The sequence below is a fragment of the Duganella rivi genome (genome assembly GCF_009857435.1).
Classification (GTDB): domain Bacteria; phylum Pseudomonadota; class Gammaproteobacteria; order Burkholderiales; family Burkholderiaceae_D; genus Rugamonas; species Rugamonas rivi.
In genome coordinates, this window is sequence record NZ_WWCK01000002.1 from 896,519 (window position 1) to 910,363 (window position 13,845).

5 protein-coding genes are annotated in these 13,845 nt (G+C 63.1%); 1 reads left to right on the forward strand and 4 read right to left on the reverse strand.

The features are described 5' to 3' along the window. Window positions 1-334: 334 nt before the first annotated feature. The 4 genes from GTP45_RS08635 to GTP45_RS08650 form a co-directional block, all read right to left on the reverse strand. Window positions 335-2,992: a M1 family metallopeptidase gene (locus GTP45_RS08635; protein ID WP_161013425.1), complete on the reverse strand. Its 2,658-nt coding sequence runs from the start codon at window positions 2,990-2,992 to the stop codon at window positions 335-337. An 85-nt stretch (window positions 2,993-3,077) separates the two neighbouring features. After that, the gene (locus GTP45_RS08640; protein ID WP_161013426.1) at window positions 3,078-4,076 is read right to left on the reverse strand and encodes a CheR family methyltransferase; all 999 of its coding nucleotides are present in this window, start codon (window positions 4,074-4,076) and stop codon (window positions 3,078-3,080) included. Beyond that, window positions 4,076-8,953 carry a hybrid sensor histidine kinase/response regulator gene (locus GTP45_RS08645; protein ID WP_161013427.1) on the reverse strand — a complete coding sequence of 1,626 codons (4,878 nt, stop codon included), beginning with the start codon at window positions 8,951-8,953 and terminating at the stop codon, window positions 4,076-4,078. Before GTP45_RS08645 ends, GTP45_RS08640 begins: the two co-directional genes overlap by 1 nt. After that, entirely contained in the window at window positions 8,946-10,814 is a 1,869-nt protein-coding gene (locus tag GTP45_RS08650; protein WP_161013428.1) for a putative bifunctional diguanylate cyclase/phosphodiesterase, read from the reverse strand. The genes GTP45_RS08645 and GTP45_RS08650 overlap by 8 nt, the downstream gene beginning before the upstream one ends. Before the next feature lie 231 nt (window positions 10,815-11,045). On the opposite strand from GTP45_RS08650, the gene GTP45_RS08655 reads away from it, so the two are divergent. Then, on the forward strand, window positions 11,046-13,845 hold a 2,800-nt coding region (locus GTP45_RS08655; protein WP_161013429.1), incomplete at its 3' end, for a CHASE domain-containing hybrid sensor histidine kinase/response regulator family protein.

Consider the following 13,845-nt stretch of genomic DNA (forward strand, 5'->3'; position numbering starts at 1 on the left):
GCGCTGGTGACAGCGTGTTCCAGTTGGCCCCGCGCCCAAGACGGTACGGGATCCCACGGAGCATGGCTCAGCAGGCTGGCCGGTGGCCTGAAACACCGGCACCATCCCTCTGTTTAAGCTTCCTTAATGAAGTCCTAAGCCTGTACTTGCCAATCGATGGCAAAGTAGCACCCATAGCGCAAGGCTAAGCCCAGCGCCCGGTTGCCGGACCGTTCAAGCCCGGCACAAATTCCGTTCCGCTGACACCATAGTCAACGAACAACCAAACATCCCCACGCTCTCGAGCGTTTTGCAACCAGCACCATCTCGCGATGATGCTGGTTTTTTTTTGCCCTTAGCCGCCGTGCTGCGCCAGCCACGCGTCGATCTGCGGCAGGCGCAGACTGCGTACCTTGATGCGGTACTCGACCGAGGCAATCGCCGTCTTGGTGTCGCCTGCCGCTTCAGGCGCCAGATGCTGTTTGGCGTAGGCTTGCAGCTTGCCGACCATGGCTGGATCAGCCGAGTGGCTGCCCAGGCGCGGGAAGTAGCGGCTGTGCGAGCCCGGTTCGACTTTGCTTTCCACTTCCTTGATGTGGGCGATGGCGAAGTCGAAGGCCAGGTCAGGATGGCGCGCCGCTACTGCGCTAATGATCGATGCGCCTAGCGTGGCGCCCGGTTCGTCGGTCAATGCCAGATCCAGCGCGCGCTGCGCCAGCGCCTTGTCACGCGCCGAACCGAGGAAGGAATACAGCTCGTCCTTGATCATGCTTGATTCTTCCACCTTGGCGGCGGCGCGCAGCTGCTCCCACGTCGCCGCGTCGGCATTCGCTGCGATCACGGCGAGCACGGGGCGGCGCAGTTCAGCAGGGATGGCGTTCTTGTCGGCCGCCGATGCCGCGTACAGGCGGCGCGCTTCAGCCACTACGGCGTCGTCGCCGGCTTTGCCCAAGGCGCTGATCAGCGTCTCGCGCAGATTGGCGACCGGCGCTGCTTCGTCCTTGGCGGCGCTCCAGCCGACGCGGGCCAGCACCGGCGACAGGCGCGCGCGGGTGAAGCGATCCAGCGCCGCGCGCTGTTCCGGCTTGCCTTCGTAGCTGTCGCGCAGGCCCGCCAGCACCAGTGCGATCTTCTGCCACACTTGCGGCGAAGCGTCTACCGGCGTGCGGTTGGCCAGTTCCATGAAGCCGGAAGCCGGCATTTGGCCTGCCAGGCCCAGTGCCCAGGCATCGGACAGCAAACCCAGTTGGTCGATGGCCGGCAGCTGCGCGTAGGCGTCGGCCAGCGCGGCAAACGCCTTCGGCGCGTACAGCGTGCGGTAATAGCCGCTTTGGCCGGCATTGACCAGCACCGCGCCGCAACCCGGCAGCGTCAAGGTGGCTTTGCCGCCGCTGACCACTGTGCGTACGGTGGCGCTGCCAGCGGTCTGCGCGATCACCGGCACGCGCCAGTTCAACGGCTTCTTGTTTTCCTGATCCTTGCTGTATTCACCCTGGGTCAGCTGGATGGTGGTCTTGCCGTTTTTGCAGACGGCATCCGCCACGCGGATCAGCGGCACGCCCGGTTGCAGCGTGAAGTCATGGGCGATAGCCTTGACCGGCTTGTGCGCGGCCTTCTCGACGGCGCTCCACAGATCGTTGGAGCTGGTGTTGGCGTAGGCATGCTTGGCCATGTAGGCGCGCACGCCGGTGCGCCATGCGTCTTCGCCGACGTAGTTTTCCAGCATGCGGATCACCGCCTCGCCCTTGTTGTAGGTGATGTCGTCGAAGGCCTGGCTGGCTTCATCCACGGTGGTGATGTGCTGCACCACCGGGTGGGTGGTGGCCAGCGCGTCGCGCTCCATCGCCGATTCGCGTGTGCCGACGGCGCGCAGGTCCCAGTTCCATTCCGGGTGCAGGCGGTTGGTGGTGCGCGACTCCATCCACGTGGCGAAGCCTTCGTTCAGCCACAAATCGTCCCACCACGACATGGTGACCAGGTCGCCGAACCACTGGTGGGCGATTTCGTGCGCGGCAAAGACGAAGGTGGTTTGCTTGTCCGACTGGGTGGCCGTGCGCGGATCGAGCAGCATGGCGTATTCGAAGGTGAAGATGGCGCCCCAGTTTTCCATCGCGCCGAACGATTGGCTGCGGCCCGGCGCGGCAATGTTGTCCAGTTTCGGCAGCGGGTACTTGACCCCGAAGTAGTCGTTGTACTCTTTCAGCACGGCGCGCGAGGTGTCGAGCGCAAACTGGGCCTGGCCTACCACGCCTTTTTGCGTGACCACGCCCAGTTCCACGCCGCCTTCCATGGCGGTGGCGCGGTCAAATTCGCCCAGGCCGAAGAACAGCAGGTAGGTCGACATCCTGGGCGACGTGGCGAAGCGCACCAGCTCGCGGCCGTCGGCCAGCTTGGCGGTGGTGGCGATCGGCATATTGGAGATGGCCATCTGGCCGGCCGGGATGGTCGCTTCCAGCGCGAAGGTGGCCTTGTAGAACGGCTCGTCCCACGATGGGATCATGCGGCGCGCGTCGGAGGCTTCGAACTGGGTGTACAGGGCGCGCTTCCTGGCGCCGCCGTTGTCGTAATCGAGCGAGAACAGGCCGGCCGGCTGGGTGCCGATCACGCCGGTGTAATCGAGTTTGAGCTGATAGCTGCCCGGCTTGAGCGCTTCGGCGAAGGTAAAGGTGGCGGTTTGCTTGGCGGCGTCGACGTCGATTTTGCTGGCCGCTTGCACCGGCTTGCCCGGGCCGGCGCTGATGGCGGCGCTGCTGAATTTCAGGTCGGCGGCGTGCAGCGTCAGACTGGTGCTGGCTTGTTTGAGATTCAAGGCGATGGTGACGCTGGCGCTAAAGCTGCTGTTGGCGGCGTCTGGCGTGAGCGAGACGGCGTAGTGCGTCGGCACGGCGTTGCGCGGCAGCTGGGTGGTGACCTGCGCGGTGGCGGCGGCGGGTGCCGCAGCGGCCATGGCAGGGGCGGCGGCGGACAAACCCAGCGTCGCCATCACGGCGAGCGAAATCAAACTGCGTTGCATGCTTATCCTTTTTATTGAGTGGCCTCGTGGGCAAGCGTGCAATCTACGGCGAAGCGCGGGCGCTGTCAAATCCCCGATTGGGAGGCTAGGCGATGCGCTTGTACCAAGGCTGGTGGGCGAGTAACTGCTTGTAGTGATGCGATAGCGGATCGTGGTCGTCCAGCGGGCGATCCAGCGCCAGTGTGCCGAAAGGAGCGAGGCTGTCGTCGAACAGCTGCAGCACGCGTTTGCGCAGCGCCGGGCCGAAGTCGGGCAGGGCGCGGTGGCCGAGGATCATCTGGAATTCGTTGAAGGAGGCGTCGGTGACCAGGTTGTACTGCGCCCAGGTGATGCGGCTGTTCAGGTGCGGTTTGAGCACCGCATGCAGGCCGTCCGCACTGACGTCGAAGTAGTCGATCAGTTTTCCGATGCCGCCGCTGCGCACGTAGTTGGCTTGCAGTTCGCTCAGGTTGGTCATGGGCAGGCTGGCTTGCAGGGCGTAGGCCAGCATGGCGTCGCTGGCGACGGTGGCGTAGATCTCGGTGCGCGGCGCGAGTTGTTCCTGTTCGAGCAGGATGGCCAGCGTCCATGCTTGCTGGACGCCGGCGCAATCGGCCAGCCAGACCCGCGGCAGCGCCGCGCCGTGCAGGCATACGCCGAGCGATAGACGCAGCATGGACACTTCCAGCGCATTGTCGAACATTTGCGCGGGCGTCACGTAGAGGGCGCGCAGCAGGGTGTTGTAGGCTTCGTCGTCGTCGTGCAGGATGCGCGATTGCAGGGCGGAGATGGTCGCCAGGCCGAGTTCTGCGCGCAGCGCCTGGACTTTGCGCGTGACCACGGCCCGCTCGTAGCCGCGGAAGTCGTAGCCGTGGCATTGGAACAGCGCTTCGAGCAGCAGCTCCAGTTCCAGTTCCTCGACGGACGATGGCGAGTGGCGGCGCGCCGCACCGCCGCCGGTGACGAGTACCGGCGCGCCGCCTGGCGAGGACTGCGGGGCTTCGGCGGGCGAGTTGGCGCCGCCTCGCTCACCAGGCGCGCCGGTGTCCGCGGTGGACGGGGCGCCGGCGAGGGCGGCGCGGATGGAGGCGAGTATCGACGACATCAATGCAGCCACACACGCATCAGCGACAGCAGCTGCGCCACGTCCACCGGCTTGGTGATATAGTCCGACGCACCGGCGGCGATACATTTATCGCGGTCGCCCTTCATCGCCTTGGCGGTCAGCGTGATGATCGGCAGCGACTTAAACTTCGGAATGCGCCGTATCGCGCGCATCGTATCGTAGCCGTCCATCTCCGGCATCATGATGTCCATCAGGACGATCTCGATGGTCGGATCGCGTTCCAGCACCTCGATGCCATCGCGCCCGTTTTCGGCAAACAGCACCTGCATCTGCTGGCGCTCCAGCAGCGACGACAGTGCGAAAATATTGCGCAAGTCATCGTCGACGATCAGCACTTTGCGTCCCGCCAAGCCGCCTTCGGCCGCGTGTATCTCCTCCAGCATGCGGCGCTGCGCTTCCGGCAAGCTGGCCTGCGAGCGGTGCAGGAACAGCGCTGTTTCATCCAGCAGCCGCTCCGGCGAGCGCGCATCCTTGATCACGATAGTCTTGGCATAGCGCTTCAGCTTTGCCACTTCCTTGCGGTTCAAATCCTTGGCGGTGTTAATCACGATCGGCAGGTCGCGCAGCGATTCATCCTTGCCGATGATATCCAGCAGATCGAAGCCGCTGATATCGGGCAGCGTCAAATCCAGCACCATGCAGTCGAAGTGCTGCTCGCGCAGCACGTCCAGCGCTGCTTGGCCGGTTTCCACCGCCACGATATGAATGTCCACGTTGCCGATCAGCGCAATGATCGCATCGCGCTGCGCTTCTTCGTCATCCACCACCAGCAGGCTACGTTTCCCGCCCAGCAGGAATTTCTGAATGCGGCTGAATTCCTCCTGTAAAGCCTCCTTGCTGATCGGCTTATTCAAGTACGAGATGGCGCCCAGGCGCAGTGCGCGTTCACGCTCGCGCAGGCTGGACATCACGTGCACCGGAATGTGGCGCGTGCTCGGGTCGCGCTTCAAGCGATCGAGCACCGTGAAGCCGTCGATATCCGGCAAATCCAGATCAAGGAAAATCGCCGACGGCAGATAATCGCGCGCCAAACTCAGGGCCGAATCGCCCTGCATGGTAATGATGCCCTTGAAGTTCTTCTCGCGCGCAAAGCCCAGCACAATTTGCGAGAAGCGGTCGTCGTCCTCGATAATCAGCACCGATGGATCGCCGGGCGCCACCAGCCCGCGGTCATCGCTGCCGCTGTACTCGTCCATGTCCGCGTCCAGCTCCACCAGGCTTTCCAGGTGCTGCTGGGGCGGCGAGTACACCACCTGCGGCGCCGGTGCCGGCAAGCGCACTTGCGGCGCGCGCACCGTGTCGTAGTTGATGAAGCCCGCGCGGTTATACGGCAGGAACAGGGTAAAGGTCGAACCGCTGCCGACCACCGACTCGACGCGAATCTCGCCGCCCAGCAGACGCGCCAGCTCGCGCGAAATCGACAGGCCCAGGCCCGTGCCGCCGTACTTGCGCGCGGTAGAACCGTCGGCCTGCTGGAACGCTTCAAAGATCAGTTGCAGCTTGTCGGCCGCGATACCGACGCCGGTGTCGCTCACTGCAAACGACAGCACTGCGTCCGCGTGCATCAGGTTAGGGTGGTCGCTGCTGAAACCACTGGTGACCAGGCTGATATTCAACGACACTTGGCCATGCGTGGTGAACTTGAACGCATTGGACAGCAGGTTTTTCAACACCTGCTGCAAGCGCGTGGTGTCGGTCATCATGGCGGTCGGCAGATTGTCGCGCAACTCGACATAGAAGCCGAGATGCTTGGCCTCGGCCATGTGACGGAAAGTACGATCCACGTAATTGCGCAGATTCTGGAAGCGGTACTCCGACACGTCCAGCGTGACCGTACCGGATTCGATCTTCGACAGATCCAGGATGTCGTTAATCAGCGTCAGCAAGTCGGAGCCGGAGCCGTGGATGGTCTTGGCGAATTCCACCTGCTTGCCGGACAGGTTGCCGTCCGGGTTATCGCCTAGCTGCTGCGCCAGAATCAGCAGCGAGTTCAGAGGGGTGCGCAGCTCGTGCGACATATTCGCAAGGAACTCGGACTTGTACTTGGAGGACAGCGCCAGCTGCGTGGCTTTTTCTTCCAGCGCCAGTTTTGCTTGCTCCACCTCGCGGTTCTTCCGTTCCACCTCGATGTTTTGCTCGGACAGCAGACGGGCTTTTTCGGCCAGCTCCTGGTTGGTCTGTTGCAGTTCCTGCGCCAGCGATTGCGACTGCGTCAGCAGGGACTCGGTACGGCTGTTCGCCTCAATCGTATTCAGCACCACGCCGATCGATTCCATCAGCTGGTCAAGGAAGGAGAGGTGAGTTTCGGTGAAGCGATCCAGCGAGGCGATCTCGATCACCGCCTTCACCTGCTGCTCGAACAGAATCGGCAGCACCACGATATTCGTCGGCGGCGCTGCGCCGAGGCCGGACGACACCACGATGTAATCGCGCGGCACATCGGTCAGCCAAATCCGCACCTTCTCCAGCGCGCACTGCCCAACCAGGCCTTCGCCCGGCAGGAAGGAAGTCGGCAGCTTGCGGCTGGAACGATAGCCATAGCTGGCGATCATGCGCAGGCGCGCATCGCTGTCGCCCGCATCCATCATGTAGAACACGCCGTGGTGCGCCGACACCAGCGGCGCCAGCTCGGACAGAATCAGCTTGGTCACCGCCTGCAAGTCGCGCTGGCCTTGCAGCAGGCGGGTGAAGCGCGCCAAGTTGGTTTTCAGCCAGTCCTGCTGCGCGTTCTTCAGCGTGGTGTCCTTCAGATTACGGATCATCTCATTGATGTTGTCCTTCAGGTAGGACACCTCGCCACGCGCTTCCACCTGAATGGAACGGGACAAGTCACCACGCGTTACGGCGGTTGCCACCTCCGCAATCGCGCGCACCTGGTTGGTCAGGTTAGCCGCCAGCTGGTTGACGTTCTCGGTCAAGTCCTTCCAGGTGCCGGCCACGCCGGACACGTTAGCCTGGCCGCCCAGCTTACCTTCCGTTCCCACTTCACGGGCAACGCGCGTCACCTCGGATGCGAAGGAGGACAATTGGTCCACCATCACGTTGATGGTGTCTTTCAGTTCCAGGATCTCGCCCTTCACGTCCACCGTGATTTTCTTGGACAAGTCACCGCGCGCCACCGCCGTCGTCACCGCCGCGATGTTACGCACCTGGCCCGTCAAGTTGGACGCCATGAAGTTCACGTTATCGGTCAAGTCTTTCCACGTACCGCCCACGCCCGGCACGTACGCCTGGCCGCCCAGCTTACCTTCCGTACCCACCTCGCGCGCCACCCGCGTCACCTCGGATGCGAAGGAGGACAATTGGTCCACCATCACGTTGATGGTGTTTTTCAGTTCCAGAATCTCGCCCTTCACGTCCACCGTGATTTTCTTCGACAAGTCGCCGTTTGCCACGGCGGTGGTCACGTCCGCGATGTTACGCACCTGGCCCGTCAGGTTGGACGCCATGAAGTTCACGTTATCGGTCAAGTCCTTCCAGGTGCCTGCCACGCCGGACACGTTCGCCTGGCCACCCAGCTTACCTTCCGTACCCACCTCGCGCGCCACGCGCGTTACTTCCGACGCGAAGGAGTTCAATTGGTCCACCATCACGTTGATGGTGTTTTTCAGTTCAAGAATCTCACCCTTCACGTCCACCGTGATCTTCTTCGACAAGTCGCCGTTTGCCACGGCGGTGGTCACCTCCGCGATATTACGCACCTGGCCTGTCAAGTTACCTGCCATGGAGTTCACCGAGTCGGTCAAGTCCTTCCAGGTGCCGCCCACGCCTTTCACCTGCGCCTGGCCGCCCAGCTTACCTTCCGTACCCACCTCACGCGCCACCCGCGTTACCTCGGAGGCGAAGGAGGACAATTGGTCCACCATCACGTTAATGGTGTTTTTCAGTTCGAGAATCTCGCCCTTCACGTCCACCGTGATTTTCTTCGACAAGTCGCCGTTCGCCACCGCTGTCGTCACCGCCGCGATGTTACGCACCTGGCCTGTTAGGTTGGACGCCATGAAGTTCACGTTATCGGTCAAGTCCTTCCACGTGCCGCCCACGCCCGGCACGTAAGCCTGTCCGCCCAGCTTACCCTCGGTTCCCACCTCGCGCGCCACCCGGGTCACTTCCGATGCGAAGGAGCGCAGCTGATCCACCATCACGTTGATGGTGTCTTTCAATTGCAGGATCTCGCCGCGCACGTCCACCGTAATCTTTTTGGACAAGTCGCCGTTGGCCACCGCCGTGGTCACCTCGGCGATGTTACGCACCTGCGAGGTCAAGTTACCAGCCATCGAGTTCACCGAGTCGGTCAAGTCCTTCCACGTACCGGCCACGCCTTTCACCTGCGCCTGGCCGCCGAGCTTACCTTCCGTACCGACCTCGCGCGCCACGCGCGTCACCTCGGAAGAGAAGGAGGACAGCTGCTCCACCATGGTGTTGGCCGTCATCGCCGCCCGCAGGTATTGGCCTTTCAACGGATGGCCGTCCACTTCCAGCGACATGGTCTGCGACAAATCGCCTTTCGCCACCGCGCCGATCACGCGCGCCATCTCGGAAGTCGGGCGTACCAGGTCGTCGATCAGCGTGTTGACGGAGCTGATGATGGTGGCCCAGCCGCCGACCGTATTCGGCATCTCGGCCCGCTGCGTCAGGCGGCCCTCGCGGCCCACCACGCGGCTCACCTCCGTTACCTCGCGCACCATGCGCGACTTGGTGTCGATGATGTCATTGAGCGTGTCGGCGATCTTGCCCGCCATGCCGACCCAGTCGGAGGGCATGCGCACGGAAAAATCGCCTTTTTTCAGGGCCATCAGCGTCGATAGCAGCAGCTTGGCGTCCAGCTGTTCGCCCATATCGGTCATATTATTCATGGCTAATGTCCTCGTTGCTTGAGATATTCAGATCGGCCACGCTGGTTTGTTCCAGCAGGCCGGCCGCTGGCAGCGGCGGATAAAACAGGGCGCCTTGGCAGGTGTGGCAGCCCAATTCTTGTAGCACTTCCAGTTGCTGGCGCGTTTCCACGCCCAAGGCGACCACGCGCATCGACAGCGCGCGCGCCAGGTGGATCACGGCGGCGACGAGGTCGGTGCCGCCTTCGTCGTTGCCGATACCGTGCACAAAGCTGCGGTCGACCTTGAGCGTGTTGAGCTGCCAGCGCTTGCACGCCGCCAGCGAGGAGCGCGCGCTGCCGAAATCGTCCAGCGCCAGCCGCACGCCGGTGCTTTGCATCTGCGTCAGCATTTGCGCCAGCGCTTCGTTCGCGTGCAGCAGCAGTTTTTCGCTCAGTTCTATGCCGATGCTGCCGGGCGCCAGTCCGTGCTTGCGCATGGCCGGCAGCAGCACTTGCAGCAGGTCTGCATGCAGCTGCGGCGTGGCGAGATTGAGCCAGATGCACAGCGGTTGCGCCGATTGTCCGCTCAGGCTTTGCCACAGCGAGGCTTGCGAGCAGCATTGCGCGATCACCCAGGCGTCGATCCGATCCAGCAGTGCGCGCTCCTGTACAAAGGGCAGGAACTGCGCCGCCTCCATTAAACCATGCGCCGGATGACGCCAGTACAGCAGCGCTTCTGCCGCAATCACGCGGCCGGTGTTGAGATCCACCTGCGGCTCGTAGCGCAATTCCAGCTGGCCGGCGGCCAGGGCCTTGCGCAGTTCCAGCGTCCAGCGCTCGCGTTCCCGTTCGCGCACGTTCAACTCTTCATGGAAGAACTGCACCGGCGTGGCGCCGTTTTGCTTGGCGTGGTACATCGCGGTATCGGCGTTTTTCATCAGCGCTTGCGCGTTGGCGCCGTCCTGCGGATACAGGGCGATCCCGATGCTGGCCGCCGTCTTCACGCGGTGGCTGCCGATATCGAAGGGCAGGGCGCAGGCCATCTCGATCTTGCGGCCGACCCGCGCGGCATTGGCGGAGGCGGACTTGCCTTCGATGAGCACCACGAATTCGTCGCCGCCCAAACGCGCCACGATGTCGGCCACGCGCACCGCCGCCGTCAGGCGCGCCGCCACTTGGCGCAGCAGTTCGTCGCCGGCCTCGTGGCCGTAGTTGTCGTTGATCGGCTTGAATTTATCCAGATCGAGGAACAGCAGCGCAAAACCGACGCCGCTGCGGTCGGAGGTCGCCACCGCGTGCTCCAGCTGCTGGATCAGGGCGCGGCGGTTGAGCAGGTTGGTGAGCGCATCGCGCGTGGACAATTCATGGGCGCGCGTTTCCGCCAGCTTGCGCTCCTTAATCTCCTGTTCCAGTTCGGCGTTGATGCGCTCCAGGTCTTGCAGGCGCTGCACGCGCAAGTCCTGGTTGAGCCGCGCCAGTTCCTCGGTCTTGATGCGCAGCTGGATATTCTTCTTCGCCATTTCGACGAACACCGCCACCTTGGCCTGCAAAATTTGCGGGATCACGGGCGTGAACAGGTAATCGGCCGCGCCTTTTTGATAGGCCTTCAAGCGGTTCAATTCATCGGCATAGTGGGCGGTGATGAAAATGATCGGCGTGCCGGCCGAACGCGGGTGCGAGTGGATTGCTTCCGCCGTTTCGAAACCGTCCATGCCGGGCATGCTGACATCCATCAGGATCACGGCGAATTCGTGGCGCAGCACATGGCGCAGCGCTTCCTTGCCGGAGCCGGCGCTGATGAGTTCGTACACGTGCTGGTCGGCATCGTCCAGCAGCAGGCTCTCCAGCGCGTACATGCTGGCCGGATCGTCGTTGACGAGAAGGACTTTGGGAATCTGCACGGCGTTTTGGACTGTCGCAAGGAAAGTAAATGGTTGCGTTATTTTATCGTTTTACCAACTTCTCATCCAGCTTACAACAACAAAAAATCGTAACGGAATTTTTCTTTCCTAAGCGCACGATTGACATGCCCCGCGCGGCCCAATTCTCACCAATTCTTCCACTGGTTCCCGCGCGGCATTGATAGTATCCTGCTGTGATGCAAAAGATTTCCTTTTTAAAAGCGGCTCTGCATGCTGAAATCGGCTAACAGGAGAAACGTCATCACCGGCACGCGCCTGATTTTCTGGGGCGTGGGCTGCGCCTTGGCGGCCGGCGTCGGCGCGCTGCTGTACAGCGCCGCCGCCCGCACGGTGGATGACGATGCGGCGCAGCGCTTCGAGAATCTTGCGCGCAGCACGCAGTATGGCATCTCGGCCCGCATCAAATCCTATTCCGATCTGACGCGCGGGGTGGCCGCGCTGTTTCAAACCTCCGACAACGTCACGCGCAAACAATTCAGCCAGTACGTCGCCAGTCTCGATGTTCCGCGCTACTTCCCGGCCATCGAAGCGCTGACCTGGGCGCCGCTGGTGACCGACGCCCAGCGCGACGCTTTCGTCGCCGGTGTGCGCGCGGAAGGCTATCCAACATTCGACATCAAGCCGGCGGGCCGCCGCGCGCAGTACGCGGTGCTGACTTATCTCGAACCGGCCGCCATGCTGGAGGAGCGCCTTGGCGTCGATATCGGCGCCAACCCGGCCATCGCCAGGATGCTGGCTGCTTCGCGCGACAGCGGCCAGGTCGCCGCTTCCGGCCAGCCGATTGTGGTCAATTTGCCGACGCCGCACTTTGGCCTTGGCGTGCGGCTGCCGGTGTACCGGCGCGGCATGCCGGCTACCACGGTGGCGGAACGGCGCGCCGCTTATCTGGGTTCGGTCGGCGCGGGCTTCAGCATTCCCCGGCTGGTGCAGGGCGCGATTGATGAAATGACGGTGCGCCAGGTGCATCTGACGCTGTATGCCGACGGCAGCGCCGACGTTGAGCAGCGCCGCCTCGTGATCGAGAAGACCGACCGCCTGCTGTTCGACGATACCGGCGCCATGGTGCCGACGGTGCTGCCGGCGGAGGAGCGCGATCAGCATTTCGAAACCGTGCTGCCGATCGATTTCAACGGCAGCTTGTGGAAGGCGCAATTCCGCGTGCGCAAGGATGCGCTGCTGACCGGCTTCGATATCTACTTCCCGTGGATCGCGGCGCTGACCGGCTTTGCCGGCGTGCTGCTGCTGTATAGCTATGTGTTCGTGCTGTATGCGTCGCGCCGGCGCGCCATCAAGCAGGGCTTGTTGCTGGACACGGTGCTGAACAACGTCGACGCCCACGTCTATATGAAGGATCAGAATCGCCGCTACATCTACGTCAATGCGCGCATGGCCGACTGCATGGGCCTGCCGGTGCAGGACATCATCGGCAAGCTGGATCGCGAGCTGATGCCGGCCGCAGTGGCGGATGCGCAGTGGGCGCTGGAGCGGCCGGTGTTTGCCGATAACACCAAGCGCGCCGGCGAGACCCAGTTCGTCGGCCGCGACGGCGTGGTGCAGCATCAGTGGACGGTGAAGGTGCCGGTGGAGCTGGGTCGCTCGTTCATGGCGGTGATCGGGATGTCCACCGACGTGACGGAGCTGCATAAGCTGAAGGACGAAGCCGATGCGGCCAACCAGGCCAAGAGCGACTTCCTGTCGAATATGAGCCACGAGATCCGCACGCCGATGAATTCCATCATCGGCATGGCGCACCTGGCGCTGAAATCGGTCACGCATCCGAAGCAGCGCGATTACCTGCAAAAGATTTACCACTCGGGGCAGCACCTGCTGGGCATCATTAACGATATCCTCGATTTCTCCAAGATCGAAGCGGGCAAGATGGACTTGGAGGTGCTGGACTTCACGCTCGATACGCTGCTGTCGAATATCTCCAGCCAACTGGGCGAGAGCGCCCATGCCAAGGGGCTGGAGCTGGTGTACGAGATTTGGCCCGGACTGTCGCACCAGCTGCGCGGCGATCCGCTGCGGCTGGAGCAGGTGCTGCTTAACTTTGCCAGCAACGCGATCAAGTTCTCGGAGCATGGGCAGGTCATCATCCGCGCGCGGCCGCTGGAGGAGCGCGACACCCACATCATGGTGCGCTTCGAGGTGGTCGATCACGGCATCGGCATGACGCCGGAGCAGGTCGAGCAGCTATTCCAGTCCTTCCACCAGGCCGATACTTCGACCACGCGGCGATATGGCGGCACCGGCCTTGGGCTGGTGATCAGCAAGCAGCTGGCGGAGCTGATGGGCGGTGGCGTCGGCGTCGACAGCAAGCCGGGCGAGGGCAGTACCTTCTGGTTCACCGCGCGGCTGGCCAAGGGCGTGCGCTTCCTGCAGTCGAACGACGAATCGGTGCAGCCGGATGTGCTGGATACTATCCGCGGCGCGTCCATCCTGCTGGTCGAGGACAATATCTTTAGCCAGCAGGTGGGGCAGGAGCTGCTGGAGGATGCCGGCGCCACGGTCTGCGTCGCCAACAACGGCAAGGAGGCGATCGACTTGCTGCTCAAGGAACGCTTCGATTGCGTGCTGATGGACGTGCAGATGCCGGTGATGGACGGCTACGAGGCCACGCGCCTGATTCGCGCCCATCCCAAGCTGTCGGCCACGCTGATTATCGCGATGACCGCCAACGCCGGGCGTGACGACCAGCAGCGCTGTCTCGACGCTGGCATGGACGAATTTGTGACCAAGCCGATTGCGCCCAAGCTGCTGTTTAATATGCTGTCCAAGTGGATGAGCCAACGGACGCGCGAGTCCGCAACTGCGCCGCGCAAACCGGCGCCGCCTCCGCCGTCGTACTTCTCGGTGCTGCCGACGCCACCGGTGTTTGTGCCGCGCCAGATGACGCCATCCGCGCCGGCGCGGCCATCGCTGCGGGAGGCGGCGGCCGCAGCCGCTAATGCCGCCGCCGCAGCGACAGCGGCGGCAATGACGCCGCCGCTGTCTGCCGCGCCGCCGGGCA